Raw genomic sequence first — 17,380 nt, forward strand, 5'->3', positions numbered from 1 at the left:
AGTGCACGTTGCGCTGGCCCCGGGCGGCGTCCAGCGCCTAGACTTTGTCGGTCTTCAGCACAGGAATAGCCCGTGACCTCGATCTTCTGGTACGACTATGAAACCACTGGCATCAACCCACGCAGCGACCGCCCGCTGCAGGTCGCCGGGATTCGCACCGACCTTGACCTCAATGAGATAGGGCCGCCGGTCAACCTCTATTGCCAGCCCAGCGACGATATCCTGCCGCACCCCGCGGCGTGCATGATCACGGGCATTACCCCCGGCCAACTGGCGGAAAAAGGCCTGGCCGAAGCCGACTTCATGACGCGCGTACATGCCGAGCTGGCTGCCCCTGGCACCTGCGGCGCGGGCTATAACACCCTGCGCTTCGACGATGAAATGACCCGCTACAGTCTGTATCGCAATTTCTTCGACCCCTATGCGCGGGAATGGCAGGGCGGCAACAGCCGTTGGGATTTGATCGACGTGCTGCGCACGGCCTATGCCCTGCGGCCCGATGGCATCGTCTGGCCCGAGCAGGACGGGCGCGTGACCCTCAAGCTGGAGCGCCTGACGGCGGCCAATGGGATCGACCATGGCCAGGCCCACGAGGCATTGGCCGACGTGCGTGCCACCATCGCATTGGCGCGCCTGGTCCGGGAAAAACAACCGAAGTTGTACGATTGGCTGTTTCAACTGCGCAGCAAGCAGCGGGTCATGGATCAAATCCGCCTGTTGCAGCCCATGGTGCATATTTCCGGGCGTTTTTCCGCCGAGCGCCATTACCTGGGGGTGGTCCTGCCGTTGGCGTGGCATCCGCGCAATCGCAACGCGTTGATTGTCTGTGACCTGGGGCTCGACCCACAGGGATTGCTGGACCTGGATGCCGAAACACTGCGCCAGCGTCTGTACACCCGGCGCGATGAGTTGGCTGAAGGCGAGTTGCCGGTGCCGCTCAAATTAGTCCACATCAACCGCTGCCCGGTGGTCGCACCGCTGAGTGTGTTGCGGGCGCAAGACCAGCAGCGTTTGAATCTGGACATGGGTGAATATCAGGCCCGGGCGCTGCGGCTAACTGACGCACAGGAACTTTGGCGGGATAAATTGCCGGCGATTTATGCCGAAGAAGATTTCGCCGCAACCGCCGATCCGGAACAACAGCTCTACGATGGTTTTATTGGCGATCGTGATCGGCGTTTATGTGAACAAGTCCGGGCTGCCGAACCTGCGCAACTAGCACGCCAGCAGTGGCCTTTTGATGATCATCGTTTGCCGGAATTATTGTTTCGCTATCGTGCCCGTAACTTTGCGTACACCTTGGATGACGAAGAGCAACAACGCTGGAAACTATTCTGTCAGCAACGCTTGTCAGACGCGGATTACGGTGCACCCAATACCCTGGAGAGTTTTAATAAGGCCAGGCTTGAATTGGACGTTAGTGCTACAACGTTTCAGCGTCAGGTACTGGATGAATGGCAGCAATATGCTGATGCTTTACGTCAGCGCCTGAGCCTGTAATCAGCGCTTGATAAACAGCGGGCAATAAAAAACGCCAGCAAGCTGGCGTTTTTTATTGTGTCGCGAATCAGGTGACGACCCAGCGAGCCTTAGCCCAGCAGGGTGGCCCAGCCTTCAACCACGTCACCGCCCCACTTGGCTTTCCACTCTTTCAGAGTCTTGTGATTGCCACCTTTGGTTTCAATCACTTCACCGTTGTGCGGGTTTTTGTATTGCTTGACCTTACGGGCGCGCTTGGTGCCGGTAACTTTTACTGCGCCGCGAGGTGCTTTAACTTTCGATTCCGGATCCAGCAGCGCGATGATGTCACGCAGGGATTTGGAGTATTCACCCATCAGGGTGCGCAATTTGCCTTCGAATTCCAGCTCGGTTTGCAGTTTGTCGTCTTGGGACAGATTCTTCAAACGGGCTTGCAGCTCTTTGATAGCTTCTTCGGTGGCACGGTATTCGTTGATCAGGGACATGTGGACTACCTTATGCGGGGCGCTGAGGGACAGGGATAGTGGCCTAATAATAGTCAGACAGTTTCCCCAAGTAAACATTTAAGCTCTGTTTTATGTAATTTACTTTGAACGTTTGTAGTCAGAGACGCTGAGTGCATTATTTAGTGCGCTCGACCGGCTAAAGATATTCTCATTAGATCTTGGCTTATTGCGGTAACAGATGCTTGTGTTGACATAGTGCTGGGGTAAAAACCGTACGCTGTTTAGGGATACCGCCAGCAATCGCTCGAATAAGCGTTGAGGAATACTGCAGTTTTTCTACGGTATCGCTAGAATGGCGGCCTTTGCGAAGTTCTGGAGTTTGCCCCTAATGCGCACTTTTCGTCTGGTGATTGCCTGCCCGGATCGGGTTGGTATCGTCGCTAAAGTCAGTAACTTTCTGGCCTCCCACAACGGCTGGATCACCGAAGCGAGTCATCACTCGGACAATCTCAGTGGTTGGTTTTTCATGCGTCACGAAATTCGTGCCGACACGCTGCCCTTTGGTCTTGAGGCATTTCGCGAGGCGTTTGCGCCCATCGCCGAAGAGTTTTCGATGACATGGCGCATTACCGACACCGAGCAGAAAAAACGTGTGGTGCTGATGGCCAGCCGCGAGTCCCATTGCCTGGCGGACTTGCTGCACCGCTGGCACAGCGATGAGCTGGACTGTGAAATCGCCTGCGTGATTTCCAACCACGACGACCTGCGCAGCATGGTTGAGTGGCACGGTATTCCTTACTACCACGTGCCGGTTGACTCGCAGAACAAACAGCCGGCCTTCACCGAAGTCTCGCGCCTGGTCGAGCAGCATCAAGCGGACGTCGTGGTACTGGCGCGCTACATGCAGATCCTGCCGCCGGAACTGTGCCGCGAATATGCAGGCAAGGTGATCAACATTCATCACAGCTTCCTGCCGTCGTTTGTCGGCGCCAAGCCGTATCACCAAGCCTCCCTGCGCGGCGTGAAGCTGATCGGCGCAACGTGCCACTATGTCACCGAGGAGCTGGACGCCGGTCCTATCATCGAACAGGACGTGGTGCGCGTCAGCCACAGCGACAGTATTGAAGACATGGTGCGCTTCGGCCGCGACGTCGAGAAGATGGTCCTGGCCCGCGGCCTGCGCTATCACCTGGAAGACCGCGTGCTGGTACACGGCAACAAGACCGTGGTGTTCTGACCGACTGTTTTTAGTTGAAGCAAAAAGGGCCTGGGCGTTAAATCACCCAGGCCCTTTTTATTTGTGTCAGCGATGAGGATCCAACGATGAGTGATCCCCTGGATAAAGCCACGTCCAAGGCGCCCGCTACCTTGGGCGAGGGGTGTTTGAGCCGCTATGACCCGGATGACTTGGATGCCGAGGACGGCACGGACTTTCCCGACGCCGCCCGATTGTGGGAGCAGTTGCAGAAAGAGTCAGAGCCGCACGACAAGCCCGGCCCTGACAGAAACAACGCAGGTTGAATGTAGGAGAGGTCTAGCCCCGGTTCCTACAGTTGATTTGCGCTGTACTCCGGTTTAGATACGGAAACTCCCCACCAGTTGTTTCAGGCGTGCCGCTTGCTGCTCAAGGTCGGAGCAGGCGCGCAGGGTGGACTGCAGGTTTTCCACGCCTTCCTGGTTGAGGGTATTGATTTCGGTGATATCGATGTTGATCGATTCAACCACCGAGGTCTGCTCCTCGGTCGCGGTAGCCACCGATTGGTTCATGCCGTCGATTTCACCGATACGCTGGGTCACGCTGCTCAAGCGTTCACCTGCCAGGTTGGCGATTTCTACGCTGTCGAGGCTATGGCGTTGGCTTTCGCTCATGGTGCTGACCGAGTCCCGAGCGCCGACTTGCAGCTCCTCGATCATCTTTTGCACCTGTTGCGCCGATTCTTGCGTGCGATGGGCCAGGTTGCGCACCTCGTCTGCCACCACCGCAAACCCACGGCCGGCTTCCCCGGCGCGCGCAGCCTCAATGGCGGCGTTGAGCGCCAGCAGGTTGGTTTGCTGGGAAATACTGGTGATCACTTCGAGAATCTGCCCGATATTCACCGTCTTACTGTTGAGCGCCTCGATATTGCTGCTTGAGGCGCTGATCATTTCGGACAGCTGTGTCATGGCCTTGATATTGCGCTCCACCACTTGCTGGCCATCTTCGGCCAGGTGCCGTGCATCGCTGGCCTGGTGCGAGGCCTGGGCGGCGTTACGGGCGATTTCCTGGGCGGCGGCGCCCAACTGGTTGATTGCTGCCGCGACACTGTTGGTGCGGTTGGCCTGTTCGTCGGAATTGACCATCGACGAGTTGGAGGCGCTGACCACGCGCAGTGCCACTTCATTGACCTGGCCGGTGGCGGAAGACACTTCGCGAATCGAGGTATGAATCCGCTCCACAAAGCGGTTGAAGGCTTTGCCGAGGATGCCGAATTCGTCATGGTTCTGGATAGTCAGGCGGCGCGTCAGGTCGCCTTCGCCATCGGCGATGTCTTCCATGGCGCGTGTCATTACATACAGCGGCTGCATCAGCACGCGGATCAGCATGCCTAGCAGCGCGATGATGATCGCTACGGCTATCACGGTGGCAATGATGGCCGAGGTGCGGAATTCGCTGAGCATGGCGAAGGATTTGTCTTTATCTACCGACAGACCGATATACCAGTTCACCGACGGCAAACCCTTGATCGGGGCGAAGGTGACAATGCGGGTTTTGCCATCAACCTCGATTTCGCTGAAGTCGGCACTGATCTTGATGGCCTGGTTCGGGTACGCCTCGCCCAGGGTTTTCATCACCAGGCTTTTATCCGGGTGTACCAGGATCTTGCCGTCGGCACTGACCAGGAACGCGTAGCCCATGCCACCGAAGCTCAGCGCGCCGATGTTGTCCACCAGGGTTTGCAGGCTCAGGTCGCCGCCGACCACACCGACACTCTGCCCAGCCTTGCTGCTGGGGGTGGCGATGGAAATGATCAACTGGCCGGTGGCTGCATCGATATAAGGTTCGGTCAGGGTCGAGCCGTTGCTGGTCTGGGCACCTTTGTACCAGGGGCGCACGCGGGGATCGAAGCCGTCGGGCATCTTCGCATCGGGGCGAATGGTGAAGCCGCCTTTGCTGTCGCCCAGGTAGGTGGCCATGAACGATGACGTCAGGGCTTTCTGCTCCAGCAGGCTGGCAACCACTGCCGGCTCGGAGTTGATGGCGATGTTCTGGGCGGCGTTTTCCACCAGGACGATGCGCCCGGCCAGCCAACTCTGGGTATTGCTGGCAGTCACGCTGCCCATTTCATGCAGGTAGCTGTCGAGGTCGTCGCGAATTGCGTTTCGTTGCAGGTAGTCGTTGTACAACGTGAACAACGCAAATGCGGCAATGACGATAAGGGCGGCTGCAAGCAGGATTTTGTGGCTGAAGCGCAGATTTTTATTCATGGCTCGTCGTGTCCGCTAAGGTCTTAGTGTCCGAGGCGCGTCTTTTATGCAGACGCGCAAATGGCAGCATTAAATAAAGTGTGATATTTCCATCTGCTCCTGCAGGAATTATCCGGTCTAACTTTTTTAGACTTTTTGGGTCTCTCGCTTTGTCTGTATCGACCGTGCAGCGCTAAAGATTAACCATGGGTGACAAAATGTCTGACTCCTCGCAACTTCTTATTGGCGCAGATCTCGAAGGTCAGCCCATCGCCCAGGCCATGCGCCTGGCTAATCGCCATGGCTTGATCGCTGGTGCCACCGGCACGGGCAAGACTGTGACGCTGCAGCGGCTGGCGGAGGCGTTCAGTGATGCTGGCGTCGCAGTGTTCGCCGCTGATATCAAGGGTGACCTGTGTGGCCTCGGCGCCGCAGGCAACCCCCAGGGCAAGGTGGCCGAGCGTATTGCCGGTATGCCGTTCCTGAATTACGCGCCTAAGGCTTATCCGGTAACTCTGTGGGATATCCATGGTCAGTCCGGTCATCCGCTTCGTACAACCTTGAGCGAAATGGGCCCATTGCTGCTGGGCAGCCTATTGGAACTGACCGACAGCCAGCAGTCGACGTTGTATGCAGCCTTTAAAGTGGCGGATCGCGAAGGCTTGCTGCTGCTGGACCTCAAGGACCTCAAGGCTCTGCTCAACCACCTCAAGTTCCACCCCGAACTGCTGGGCGATGACGCCGCCCTGATGACCACCGGCTCCAGCCAGGCCTTGCTGCGGCGCTTGGCCGTGCTCGAACAGCAGGGCGCCGAAGCGTTGTTCGGTGAGCCGGCGCTGCAGTTGGAAGATATTCTGCAACCGGCCAGCGATGGGCGAGGGCGCATTCATCTGCTGGACGCCAGCCGCCTGGTGCACGAGTCGCCCAAGGTCTATGCGACGTTCCTGTTGTGGTTGTTGGCGGAGTTGTTCGAGCAGTTGCCGGAACGCGGGGATGCCGACAAGCCGTTGCTGGCACTGTTTTTCGACGAGGCGCATCTGCTGTTTGCCGATACGCCCAAGGCTTTGCAGGACCGTCTGGAGCAAGTGGTGCGGCTGATTCGTTCGAAAGGGGTGGGTGTGTATTTTGTCACCCAGTCGCCGGGCGATCTGCCGGACAACGTGCTGGCCCAATTGGGTTTGCGTATCCAGCATGGCCTGCGGGCATTCACCACCAAGGAGCAGAAATCCCTGCGGGCGGTGGCGGATGGTTTTCGGCCGAACCCGGCATTCGATGCACTGGCGGTGTTGACCGAGCTGGGCACCGGTGAGGCGCTGGTGGGCACGCTGCAGGAAAAAGGCACGCCCGAGGTGGTCCAGCGGGTGCTGGTAGCGCCGCCGCAATCGCGGATCGGGCCATTGACCGCCGCTGAGCGCACGGCCTTGATCGGCAGTTCGTCGCTCTTGGGGCGCTACGACAAGCCGGTCGATCGTGAGTCGGCCTATGAAGTGCTGATGGCGCGCAAGGAACTGGGGCCGGAGGCGGGTGCTGCGCCTGCCGCAGAAGAGCCGAGTTTCACCGACAAAGCCGGGGCGTTCCTGGGAACTACAGCGGGCAAGGCCTTGAAGTCGGCGATGCAGCAGGCTGCCAATCAGATGGGCCGCCAATTGGTGCGCGGGCTGTTGGGTTCTTTGCTGGGCGGTAGCAAGCGTAAGTAGTTCTTACGGCAGATGGAATCAACTGTAGGAGCGGGCTTGCCCGCGATGAGGGAGTTTCAGTCGATACCTGTATCGACTGACCTCTCGCAATCGCGAGCAAGCTCGCTCCTACATTAGGTTGTGCCGCTCTCAGGTTTTGGGCTTGGCATGAGCGGCCAACCGCTCCAGCGCCGCGCGCAGCTTCGGATCGGTAATGCCGTCCGCTGTCGCCTGGATGGTTTCGGCGGCATTCACCGACAAATCCATGGTATGCCCCACCGCACCTTGCTGCACGGTTGGAGGCTGGACCTTGAACTGGATGCGCAGCAGGCTCTCAAAGACCTCAAATGCCTGGAGCTGGCGCTGCAAGCGTTTTTGCTGATAGCGCAGGCGGGTGGCCCAATGCCCATCTGTGACAATCAGCAGCAGCGTACCGTCACGCCACGATGCTACATGGCAGTGCTCGCGGGCCGCCGGTTGCAGTTGGCTTTCCAGCAGGCGTTGCAGGTGGCCAAGGCGCTGGGCATGGCCGAAGATGGCTTTTAAAGGCTTGGCTTCGCGCAGCAGCACGGCGGGAGCTCGGGCCGTAAGAGGGCGAAATGCCATGGTCTAGACACCTTAGGTAACAGAGCCGCCATGGTAGCAGAAAGCGTGTGCGGCACTGTGGTCATTGCTTTGTCAGCAGTTTATCCATTAAATCAATAAGTAACTTCTCGCTCCAATGGGTTGAAAGTCAGCAAAAAGCCCTTATTTTAAACAAGCCCTCCCGGAACGCTGTGCCTGCATCGTGGAACAACGCCACTTTCCTCACCCTCGTTTCCGGGTAGAATGCTCGTTCGCATGCGGCCGTGAGGGCTGCTCGGGCGACTTACGGGGCGCCCCTTCATCCCTAATGTGTGGAAGAACCTGCCGATATGTTTGCGCCTTTGTTAAAGAAACTTTTTGGAAGCAAGAATGAGCGCGAAGTCAAACGCATGCTCAAGACGGTGCAGCTGGTCAATGCCTTCGAAGAGCAGATGGTTGCTTTGTCGGACGAGCAATTGCGCGCCAAGACCGAAGAGTTCAAGGCCCGCATAGCCAAAGGTGAAACCCTCGACAAACTGCTGCCCGAAGCCTTTGCGGTCGCCCGCGAAGCCGGTAAGCGTGTAATGGGTATGCGCCACTTCGACGTCCAGTTGATCGGCGGCATGACCTTGCATGAAGGCATGATTGCCGAAATGCGCACCGGTGAAGGCAAGACCCTGGTGGCAACCCTGGGCGTTTACCTCAACGCACTGTCCGGCAAGGGCGTGCACGTTGTGACGGTGAACGACTACCTGGCTCGCCGGGACGCCAACTGGATGCGCCCGCTGTATGAATTCCTCGGCCTGACCGTCGGCGTGGTAACGCCGTTCCAGCCGCCGGAAGAGAAGCGTGCCGCCTACGCCGCCGACATCACCTACGGCACCAACAACGAATTCGGTTTCGACTACCTGCGCGACAACATGGCGTTCAGCATGGAAGAAAAATTCCAGCGTGAACTCAACTTTGCCGTGATCGACGAAGTCGACTCCATTCTCATCGACGAAGCCCGTACTCCGCTGATCATCTCCGGCCAGGCCGAGGACAGCTCGCGCCTGTACACCGAAATCAACAAGCTGATCCCGCGCCTTGAGCAACATATCGAGGAAGTGGAAGGCGTCGTGACCAAAGAAGGTCATTACTCCATCGACGAGAAGACCCGCCAGGTCGAGCTTAACGAAGCCGGTCACCAGTTCGTCGAAGAGATGCTGACCCAGATCGGCCTGCTGGCTGAAGGCGAAAGCCTGTACTCGGCACACAACCTGGGCCTGTTGACCCACGTGTATGCCGGCCTGCGCGCCCACAAGCTGTTCCATCGCAACGTCGAATACATTGTCCAGGACGGCCAGGTCGTGCTGGTCGACGAACACACCGGCCGTACCATGCCCGGTCGTCGTTTGTCCGAAGGCCTGCACCAGGCCATCGAAGCCAAGGAAGTGCTCAACATCCAGGCCGAGAGCCAGACGCTGGCCTCGACCACCTTCCAGAACTACTTCCGCCTGTACAACAAGCTGTCCGGCATGACCGGTACTGCTGACACCGAAGCGTTCGAATTCCACCAGATCTACGGTCTGTCGGTGATGGTCATCCCGCCGAACAAGCCGCTGGCGCGTAAAGACTACAACGACCTGGTGTTCCTGACCGCCGACGAGAAATACGCTGCAATCGTTGCCGACATCAAGGAATGCATGGCCCAAGGCCGTCCGGTCCTGGTGGGTACTGCAACCATCGAAACCTCCGAGCACATGTCGAACCTGCTCAACAAGGAAGGTATCGAGCACAAGGTCCTCAACGCCAAGTTCCACGAAAAAGAAGCCGAGATCATTGCCCAGGCCGGTCGCCCAGGCGCACTGACCATCGCTACCAACATGGCCGGTCGTGGTACCGACATCCTGTTGGGCGGTAACTGGGAAGTGGAAGTGGCATCCCTGGACAACCCGACGCCTGAGCAGATCGCCCAGATCAAGGCCGACTGGCAGAAGCGCCACCAGGCCGTGCTGGAATCCGGTGGTTTGCAGGTGATCGCGTCCGAGCGTCACGAATCGCGCCGTATCGACAACCAGCTGCGTGGCCGTGCCGGTCGCCAGGGCGACGCCGGTTCCAGCCGTTTCTACCTGTCCCTGGAAGACAGCCTGATGCGCATCTTCGCCTCTGACCGGGTGAAGAACTTCATGAAGGCCCTGGGCATGCAGTCTGGCGAAGCGATCGAGCATCGCATGGTGACCAACGCCATCGAAAAGGCCCAGCGCAAGGTCGAAGGCCGCAACTTCGATATTCGTAAGCAACTGCTGGAGTTCGATGACGTCAACAACGAACAGCGTAAAGTGATTTATCACATGCGTAACACGTTGCTGGCCGCCGACAACATTGGCGAAACCATTGCCGACTTCCGCCAGGACGTGCTCAACGCCACCGTCAGTGCCCATATCCCGCCACAGTCGCTGCCTGAGCAGTGGGATGTTGCCGGCCTGGAAGCTGCGTTGAAGAGCGACTTCGGTGTCGACCTGCCGGTCCAGCAATGGCTTGACGAAGACGATCACCTGTACGAAGAAACCCTGCGCGAAAAACTGATGGCCGAACTGCTGGCCGCGTACAACGAGAAAGAAGAGCAAGCCAGTGCCGAAGCACTGCGCACCTTCGAGAAGCAAATCGTTCTGCGTGTGCTGGACGACCTGTGGAAAGACCACCTGTCGACCATGGACCACCTGCGCCACGGTATCCACCTGCGTGGCTACGCCCAGAAGAACCCGAAGCAGGAGTACAAGCGCGAGTCGTTCACGCTGTTCTCCGAGTTGCTGGATTCGATCAAGCGCGATTCGATTCGTGTGCTGTCCCACGTTCAGGTGCGTCGCGAAGACCCGATCGAAGAAGAAGCCCGCCTGCGCCAGGAAGCCGAAGCCCTGGCCGCGCGCATGCAGTTCCAGCATGACGAAGCGCCGGGCCTTGAGTCGCCGGAAGTGTTGGGTGAAGAGGTCGATGTGGCCCTGGCCCAGGCTCCTGTGCGCAACGAGCAGAAGCTGGGTCGCAACGAGCCATGCTGGTGCGGTTCGGGCAAGAAGTTCAAACACTGCCATGGCGAAATCAACTAAGATTTTTGCCTGACGCTGCAATACCCCGCGCCGCGACCGGCATCAGCCGTCGCGGCGTTTTGCCATTTATTCACCGTCGACGACGACGGTGCAGACATCACATCGTTAAGGAGCGCATTCATGGCTGTTGGTCTTGGTCCTTTGCCCACGTTGCACCCGGTTGCCGGTTTTGAACTCGGTATCGCTTCGGCCGGTATCAAGCGCCCCGGGCGCAAGGACGTGGTAGTGATGCGCTGTGCCGAAGGCTCGACCATCGCTGGCGTGTTCACCCTGAACGCGTTTTGCGCAGCCCCCGTGATCCTCGCCAAGCAACGTGTCGAAGGCCCGGTGCGCTACTTGCTGACCAACACCGGCAATGCCAACGCCGGTACCGGCGAGCCTGGCCTGGCTGCGGCTGCGCGCACTTGCGCCAAGCTGGCGGAGTTGACCGGGGTGGACGCCAGCCAGGTGCTGCCGTACTCCACCGGGGTGATCGGCGAGCCGTTGCCCGTGGAAAAAATCGAAGGCGCCCTGCAGGCCGCGCTGGACGACCTGTCGGTGGATAACTGGGCGGCCGCGGCCACCGGGATCATGACCACCGACACTCTGCCCAAGGGCGCCAGCCGCCAGTTCGTGCATGAAGGCGTGACTGTCACCGTGACCGGCATCAGCAAAGGTGCGGGCATGATCCGCCCGAACATGGCGACCATGCTCGGCTACATCGCCACTGACGCCAAAGTCTCCCGCGATGTGCTGCAGAACCTGATGCTCGATGGCGCCAACAAGTCGTTCAACCGCATCACCATCGACGGCGACACTTCGACCAACGACTGCTGCATGTTGATTGCCACCGGTAAAGCCAACCTGCCGGAAATCACCTCCTCCAACGGCCCGCTGTTCGCGGCGTTGAAGCAGGCGGTATTTGAAGTGTGCATGGAAGTGGCCCAGGCCATCGTGCGTGATGGCGAAGGCGCGACCAAGTTCGTCACCGTTGAAGTCAATGGCGGCGGCAATCACCAGGAATGCCTGGATGTCGGCTACACCGTGGCCCACTCGCCGCTGATCAAGACCGCGCTGTTTGCCTCCGACCCGAACTGGGGCCGGATCCTCGCAGCGGTGGGTCGTGCCGGCGTGCCGAACCTGGACGTGAGCAAGATCGACGTGTTCCTCGGTGATGTGTGCATCGCCAGCCATGGCGCCCGTGCCGAAACCTACACCGAAGCCCAGGGCTCGGCGGTGATGCAGCAGGAAGAAATCACCATCCGCATCGAACTGGGGCGCGGTGAGTGCAGCGAAACCATCTGGACCACCGACCTGTCCCACGAATACGTGAAAATCAACGCCGAATACCGCACTTGATACCTGTCCGGGGCATTGGCATTGCCCCGGCAGACGCCGGCTTAGAGGACGTAATACCGTGAAACGAGTTCATGTAGCAGCCGCAGTTATTCGCGGTATTGATGGCCGGATTTTGCTGGCGCGTCGTGCAGATACCCAGCACCAGGGCGGCCTCTGGGAATTTCCCGGAGGCAAGGTGGAGGCCGATGAATCGGTTTTCACCGCACTGGGCCGAGAGCTGCAGGAGGAACTGGGTATCCAGGTCACCACGGCGCGGCCGTTGATCCAGGTGCAGCATGATTACCCGGACAAGCAGGTGTTGCTGGATGTCTGGGAGGTCTCGGCGTTTACCGGCGAGCCCCATGGCGCAGAAGGGCAACCCCTCGAATGGGTGGCGCCACGGGACTTGCAGAACTACGAGTTTCCAGCCGCCAACGCGCCAATCGTCGCTGCCGCGCGCTTGCCCGCTGACTACCTGATCACCCCAGGTGAACTGGAAACCCCAGTGTTGTTGCGCGGTATTCAGAAAGCCATTGCCGGTGGCATCAAGCTGATCCAATTGCGCGCACCCAATGGCTATGACCCCAAGTACCGCGACCTGGCGGTGGATGCCGTGGGGTTGTGTGCCGGCAAGGCACAGTTGATGCTCAAGGGGCCGTTTGAATGGCTCGGTGATTTTCCGGCGGCGGGCTGGCACATGACTTCGGCGCAACTGCGCAAATACGCCAGCAAAGGCCGGCCATTGCCCAAGGATCGCTGGTTGGCGGCGTCTTGCCACAATGCCGAGGAGCTGGCATTGGCCGAATTGATGGACGTGGACTTTGTCACTTTGTCGCCGGTGCAGCCGACCCAGACTCATCCTGATGCTCAACCATTGGGTTGGGAAGAGGCCGCGCAGTTGATCAAGGGCTTCAGCAAGCCTGTGTTTCTGTTGGGTGGGGTTGGGCCTGACGAGCGGGAGAAGGCCTGGCAGAACGGAGCGCAGGGTGTGGCGGGGATTCGGGCGTTCTGGCCTGAGGTTTGAGTCGTCAGTGATGGCCCCATCGCAGGCAAGCCAGCTCCCACATTTGATTGGTGAGTACATTCAAATGTGGGAGCTGGCTTGCCTGCGATGAGGCCCGATAAAGCTCTACAAAACCTCAGTGCGGCTTAGCCGCCGCCTGCCACAAAATCTCCGCAACCCCCTGGCGCCTGGCAATTACTCGCGCTGCGACAAACAGCAAATCCGATAGCCGATTGATATACGCCAATCCCACGCCTTCCAACGGCTCCAGTGCATTCAACTGCTGGCAGCGGCGCTCGGCGCTGCGGGCCAGACTGCGGCATACGTGGGCTTGGGCAATCAGTGCCGAACCGCCGGGCAGGATGAAGTTTTCCAAAGGCCCCACTTCTTCATTCCAGCGATCGATCGCGGCTTCCAAGCGGTCCACTTCGCCTGCATTCAGTGCCTTGTAGACCGGCATCGCCAACTCGCCACCCAGGTCAAACAGTCGGTGCTGGCAAGGTGTCAGTACTTCGACCACATCCTTCAACGCAGGATGCTGGCCGCTTTGCTCCTCGAGCCCGGCCAACAGCAGGCCCAATTGGCTGTTGAGGCTGTCCACTTCGCCGATGGCTTCCACCCGGGGGTGATCCTTGGGCACGCGGCGACCGTCACCCAGGCCGGTTTCGCCTTTGTCGCCGGTACGGGTGTAAATTTTCGACAGGCGAAAGCCCATGGTCAGTGCTCCAGTTGAGTCAGTTCGAGGGGGGCAAGCTGGCTGCCGGCCAACGGCAGGCGCAAGGTAAAGCAGGTGCCCTGGCCCAGGGTGGAGTGAACCTCCATCTGGCCCTTGTGATTGTTGGTGATGATGAAGTACGAGACCGACAAGCCCAGCCCCGTGCCCTGGCCGATTTCCTTGGTGGTGAAGAACGGCTCGAACGTGCGTTTGCGTACGCTCTCACTCATGCCGATGCCATTGTCTTCCACCTGGATCTCGGCCCAGGGCGGGTTGAGCCGGGTGCGCAGGATGATGCGCCCTGGCTCGCTGTCGTCTTCGCGCAGGTGGATGGCCTGGGCGGCGTTTTTCAGCAGGTTGAGCAGTACCTGCTCCAGCTCGTTGGCGGTGCCGGGCACCGGGCCCAGCGCTGGGTCGAACTGGCGAATGATCGCCTGGCCCTTGAAGTCGAAGCCGATTGCCAGGTCGAAGTCATTGCCGGCGATCTCCACAGCCTGATCGATCAGGGCTGGCAGGTCGCAAGGCGCCATCTGGCGGTTGCTGCGGCGGCTGAAACTGAGCATATGGGTGACGATTTTCGCCGCGCGGGCCCCGGCTTGCTGGATACCGTCGAGCAATTGCGGCACCTCGCGGCTTTGCAGGTAACGGTTCACCGTTTCCAGTTCCACGCCCACCTGCTCGGCGTGCTCCAGGTTTTTCGGCAGGTCTGTCGATAGGCGTCGGCGGATGTTCTGCACGTTGTGCAGGATCGCCCCCAGGGGGTTGTTGATTTCGTGGGCCATGCCGGCGGCCAGCCCGCCGACGGACAGCATCTTCTCTGACTGCACCATCATTTCTTCCAGGGACAGGCGCTGGGTGATGTCATCGATGCGGATCACCACCCCGCGCCCGGCACCGCCCATCAGCGGGTAAAAGGTCAGGGCGTAGTGCTTGGGCTCGTCGTCCTTGATCCAGGTGACGCGCTCGATGCGCTCCACCGTATGTTGCTCCACCGTGGCCTTGAGTTGGGGCAGGTAGGGCTTGAGCGGTTCGAAGGCGAGGAAGATTGGCTGGTTCAGCGCTTGGTCCAAGCGTGTGCCGGAAAGGGCGCTGGCTTCCTGGTTCCATTGGGTAACGTAAAGCTGCTCGTCCAGGGCGATCAAGGCAGAGGGCATGGAGTCGATGATGCTGTTGAGATAATTCTGGAACCCGGTGAGTTTTTTCTCGATTTTGCTGCGCACCTGGACTTCCAGTTCCAGCTTGCGGTTGGTATGGCGCGTTTCCTCGGCCAGGCCCTGTGCCTGGTCATAGGCGGCCTGGGAGTCGTCCCGCGCGCGCTTGAGTTGCTGCTCGCGGGCTTCGATGCGTGACAGCATGGTATTGAACGCTTCGGCCAGGCTGCCGATTTCGTCATGGTTGCCGCGACCGGCCCGCAACGCGTAGTTCTCCTCGCGGGTGACCTGGCGCGACAACTCTTCCAACTCGTGGATGGGCCGGGTAATCAGGCGCTTGATCTGCCGGGCGATCACCATCCACAGCAGGATGCTGAAAACCAGGATGCCGAGGCTGGCGGTCAGGGTGCCGGTGTAGAAGGCCACCGGCAGTTCGCTGCTGGCCACCAGCAGCAGGTGCCCCGAGGGCAGGCCGGGGCGGGGCAGGGTGATGATTTGATTGCTGCGAAACTCGGTGACCCGCCAGGCTTCGATGTCACGATAGTGCGCCGGCAATTGCAGGCGGTCACCGTGTTGCAACTGCGCCAGGCGGCTGCCTTCGCCGTCGTAGAGGGCCGCCGCGCGCAGTGGCGAGTAACTGGTCAGCTCGTTGAGCAGGGCGTCGGCCTTGGCGGGAGAGTCCAGGGCTTGCGCGGCGAGGGCCGGATTGGAAACCAGTCGGCCAATTGCCTGCAGGGCCTGGGGGGCCATGCTTTCCTGGGAGATCCAGTAGGCGGCGCTGATAAAGGTCAGGTTGGCCACCAGCAGCACGGTGGTCAGCAGTACCAGCAGGGCCGCCAGCAGTTTCTGCCCAACGGGGAGATTTTCGAGACGCTGGCGCAGTGGCATCAGGTTGTTCGCAGGCAAGGATCAAGTGGGCAGGGTAGCGCGTGCTTCAGTCGCTGGGCAATCCGCGTGCGTCCAGGTAACCGGCCAGGCGCACATGCAGTTGTTGCAGGTGCGGCAGACTCAGGCGATGGCGCAAGGCCGCCTGGCAGGCATGGCCGAGCAGGTAGCGGATTTCAGTGCGTCGGCCGCTGGCCACATCCTGGTACATCGACGAAAAATTCGCTGCCGTCGCCTGGATCACCCGCGCCACTTCGGTCTGCAGGTCCTGCGCCGCCGCTGGCTGGCCGCAGTACTCCAGCAGTTCAGCGAGTTCGGTACACAGGGTCGCTACTTCGCATTGGTGCTGCTGTAGCCCGCCATTGCGGCATTGATAGAGCACGGTCAGTGGATTGATCGCACAGTTGAGTGCCAGTTTTCGCCAGAGGCGCGTGAGGATATCGGTGCTCCACTGGTGGGGAATGCCGGCGGCCTCCAAGTCGTCCAGCCACAGCGGCGCCGTGGGATGGGTAGTGTCACCGAGCCAGGTAAAGCCATGGCCGGCGAAAACCACACTGCCATCGCTCTGGCGAAACGCACCCTCGGTGCTGGAGGCGAAGATACACCGGGCCTGGGGCAGTTGCGTAGCAACCGCATCCTGGCTGCCCAGGCCATTCTGCAGCAGGATCACCTCGGCATTGGGTGTCAGGCGTCGGGCTAGCTGTGCGACGGCGCCAGGTGCGTCGTAGGCTTTACACGCGACCAGCAGGCGATCAATCGGCTCGGGGCTGTCGGATGTTTGTGCACTAACCGGGTACGACTGGGCATGCCCCTGCTCGATCAACGCCAGCCCGGGCGTTGTCCGATAGCGGGCCAAGCGTGCCTGGTCGCGCAGGATCAGAGTGACAGGCAAGCCTGCGCGGGCCAGGCGTGCGGCCCACAATGTACCGAGACTGCCGGCGCCGAGGACATGCCAGGTGGTGGACATCAATTTTGCTCCGTCGGCCTTTGGGTGAGCCAAGCAGCTCAGGGTAAAGAATCGTTATAATGCCCCGGCATTTTACCCGCAAGCCAGGCGCGCTCCATCTCTACTGAGCCGCGCCCCTTTTTTATTGGAGAAACTACATGCCGTCGTTCGACGTGGTATCTGAACTGGACAAGCACGAAGTCACCAACGCCGTCGAGAACGCCGTCAAGGAGCTGGACCGTCGTTATGACTTGAAAGGCAAAGGCAGCTTCGAGTTCAAGGAAAAGGAACTGACGGTCAACCTGACCGCTGAAGCCGACTTCCAACTGGAAGCGATGATCGAGATCCTCAAGCTGGCCCTGGTCAAGCGCAAGATCGATGTGCAGTGCCTTGAAGTCAAGGAGGCCTATGCGTCGGGCAAGTTGATGAAGCAGGAAGCGGTGCTCAAGGAAGGTATCGACAAGGAGCTGGCGAAGAAAATCGTCGCTCACGTCAAGGATGCCAAACTCAAGGTCCAGGCCGCGATCCAGGGCGAGCAGGTGCGTATCACCGGCAAGAAGCGCGACGACTTGCAGGACGCGATTGCCGCCCTGCGCGCCAAGACCTTCGATATGCCGCTGCAGTTCAATAACTTCCGCGACTGACCCGGTTTTGGGGAACCCGCGGGG

The 17,380-nt window shown here is 59.8% G+C and carries 14 protein-coding genes and 1 pseudogene; 8 read left to right on the plus strand and 7 right to left on the minus strand.

Going from position 1 to position 17,380, the window contains the following annotated elements:
* Positions 1–72: 72 nt before the first annotated feature.
* Complete coding sequence (gene sbcB / locus HKK57_RS16190) at positions 73–1,500, plus strand: exodeoxyribonuclease I (RefSeq protein WP_092237847.1); 1,428 nt, start codon at positions 73–75, stop codon at positions 1,498–1,500.
* An 89-nt stretch (positions 1,501–1,589) separates the two neighbouring features.
* Here the strand turns inward: sbcB and mvaT are convergent, their stop codons facing one another.
* Positions 1,590–1,964, minus strand: a complete 375-nt coding sequence (gene mvaT, locus HKK57_RS16195; protein WP_029295469.1) for a histone-like nucleoid-structuring protein MvaT — start codon at positions 1,962–1,964, stop codon at positions 1,590–1,592.
* A 349-nt stretch (positions 1,965–2,313) separates the two neighbouring features.
* Here mvaT and purU point away from each other — a divergent pair, with 349 nt between their 5' ends.
* Both purU and HKK57_RS16205 read left to right on the plus strand, forming a co-directional pair.
* Positions 2,314–3,162: a formyltetrahydrofolate deformylase gene (purU, locus tag HKK57_RS16200; RefSeq protein ID WP_029295472.1), complete on the plus strand. Its 849-nt coding sequence runs from the start codon at positions 2,314–2,316 to the stop codon at positions 3,160–3,162.
* Between the two features lie 86 nt (positions 3,163–3,248).
* Positions 3,249–3,446: a hypothetical protein gene (locus HKK57_RS16205; RefSeq protein WP_169390420.1), complete on the plus strand. Its 198-nt coding sequence runs from the start codon at positions 3,249–3,251 to the stop codon at positions 3,444–3,446.
* A gap of 54 nt (positions 3,447–3,500) precedes the next feature.
* Here the strand turns inward: HKK57_RS16205 and HKK57_RS27355 are convergent, their stop codons facing one another.
* On the minus strand, positions 3,501–4,265 hold the full coding sequence (locus tag HKK57_RS27355; protein WP_371923390.1) for a methyl-accepting chemotaxis protein: 765 nt from the start codon (positions 4,263–4,265) through the stop codon (positions 3,501–3,503).
* A gap of 93 nt (positions 4,266–4,358) precedes the next feature.
* A pseudogene (locus HKK57_RS27360) lies at positions 4,359–5,390 on the minus strand (cache domain-containing protein); the annotation flags it as partial.
* Positions 5,391–5,587: 197 nt separating this feature from the next.
* Between HKK57_RS27360 and HKK57_RS16215 the strand changes: the two are divergent.
* Positions 5,588–7,066, plus strand: coding sequence for a helicase HerA-like domain-containing protein (locus tag HKK57_RS16215; protein ID WP_029295478.1), 1,479 nt, complete (start codon positions 5,588–5,590; stop codon positions 7,064–7,066).
* A gap of 129 nt (positions 7,067–7,195) precedes the next feature.
* Here the strand turns inward: HKK57_RS16215 and HKK57_RS16220 are convergent, their stop codons facing one another.
* A complete protein-coding gene (locus HKK57_RS16220) occupies positions 7,196–7,651 on the minus strand; it encodes a DUF721 domain-containing protein (RefSeq protein WP_029295480.1) in 456 nt (151 codons plus the stop codon).
* A 308-nt stretch (positions 7,652–7,959) separates the two neighbouring features.
* Here HKK57_RS16220 and secA point away from each other — a divergent pair, with 308 nt between their 5' ends.
* The 3 genes from secA (at position 7,960) to HKK57_RS16235 (ending at position 13,036) form a co-directional block, all read left to right on the plus strand.
* Positions 7,960–10,695, plus strand: coding sequence for a preprotein translocase subunit SecA (gene secA, locus HKK57_RS16225; RefSeq protein WP_029295483.1), 2,736 nt, complete (start codon positions 7,960–7,962; stop codon positions 10,693–10,695).
* 120 nt (positions 10,696–10,815) lie between these two features.
* Complete coding sequence (gene argJ, locus HKK57_RS16230; RefSeq protein WP_169390421.1) at positions 10,816–12,033, plus strand: bifunctional glutamate N-acetyltransferase/amino-acid acetyltransferase ArgJ; 1,218 nt, start codon at positions 10,816–10,818, stop codon at positions 12,031–12,033.
* A gap of 58 nt (positions 12,034–12,091) precedes the next feature.
* The gene (locus HKK57_RS16235; protein ID WP_029295488.1) at positions 12,092–13,036 is read left to right on the plus strand and encodes a Nudix family hydrolase; all 945 of its coding nucleotides are present in this window, start codon (positions 12,092–12,094) and stop codon (positions 13,034–13,036) included.
* 115 nt (positions 13,037–13,151) lie between these two features.
* Here the strand turns inward: HKK57_RS16235 and HKK57_RS16240 are convergent, their stop codons facing one another.
* Genes HKK57_RS16240 through HKK57_RS16250 form a run of 3 tightly spaced genes read right to left on the minus strand, consistent with a single transcriptional unit; the run spans position 13,152 to position 16,733 of the window.
* Positions 13,152–13,730: a cob(I)yrinic acid a,c-diamide adenosyltransferase gene (locus HKK57_RS16240; RefSeq protein ID WP_070994437.1), complete on the minus strand. Its 579-nt coding sequence runs from the start codon at positions 13,728–13,730 to the stop codon at positions 13,152–13,154.
* A 2-nt stretch (positions 13,731–13,732) separates the two neighbouring features.
* Positions 13,733–15,769 carry a sensor histidine kinase gene (locus HKK57_RS16245; protein WP_169390422.1) on the minus strand — a complete coding sequence of 679 codons (2,037 nt, stop codon included), beginning with the start codon at positions 15,767–15,769 and terminating at the stop codon, positions 13,733–13,735.
* A 46-nt stretch (positions 15,770–15,815) separates the two neighbouring features.
* Positions 15,816–16,733, minus strand: a complete 918-nt coding sequence (locus tag HKK57_RS16250; RefSeq protein WP_169390423.1) for a putative 2-dehydropantoate 2-reductase — start codon at positions 16,731–16,733, stop codon at positions 15,816–15,818.
* Positions 16,734–16,870: 137 nt separating this feature from the next.
* Here HKK57_RS16250 and HKK57_RS16255 point away from each other — a divergent pair, with 137 nt between their 5' ends.
* Positions 16,871–17,356: a YajQ family cyclic di-GMP-binding protein gene (locus tag HKK57_RS16255; protein WP_029300327.1), complete on the plus strand. Its 486-nt coding sequence runs from the start codon at positions 16,871–16,873 to the stop codon at positions 17,354–17,356.
* Positions 17,357–17,380 lie beyond the last annotated feature (24 nt).

The organism is Pseudomonas sp. ADAK21, assembly GCF_012935735.1.
GTDB classification, from domain to species: domain Bacteria; phylum Pseudomonadota; class Gammaproteobacteria; order Pseudomonadales; family Pseudomonadaceae; genus Aquipseudomonas; species Aquipseudomonas proteolytica.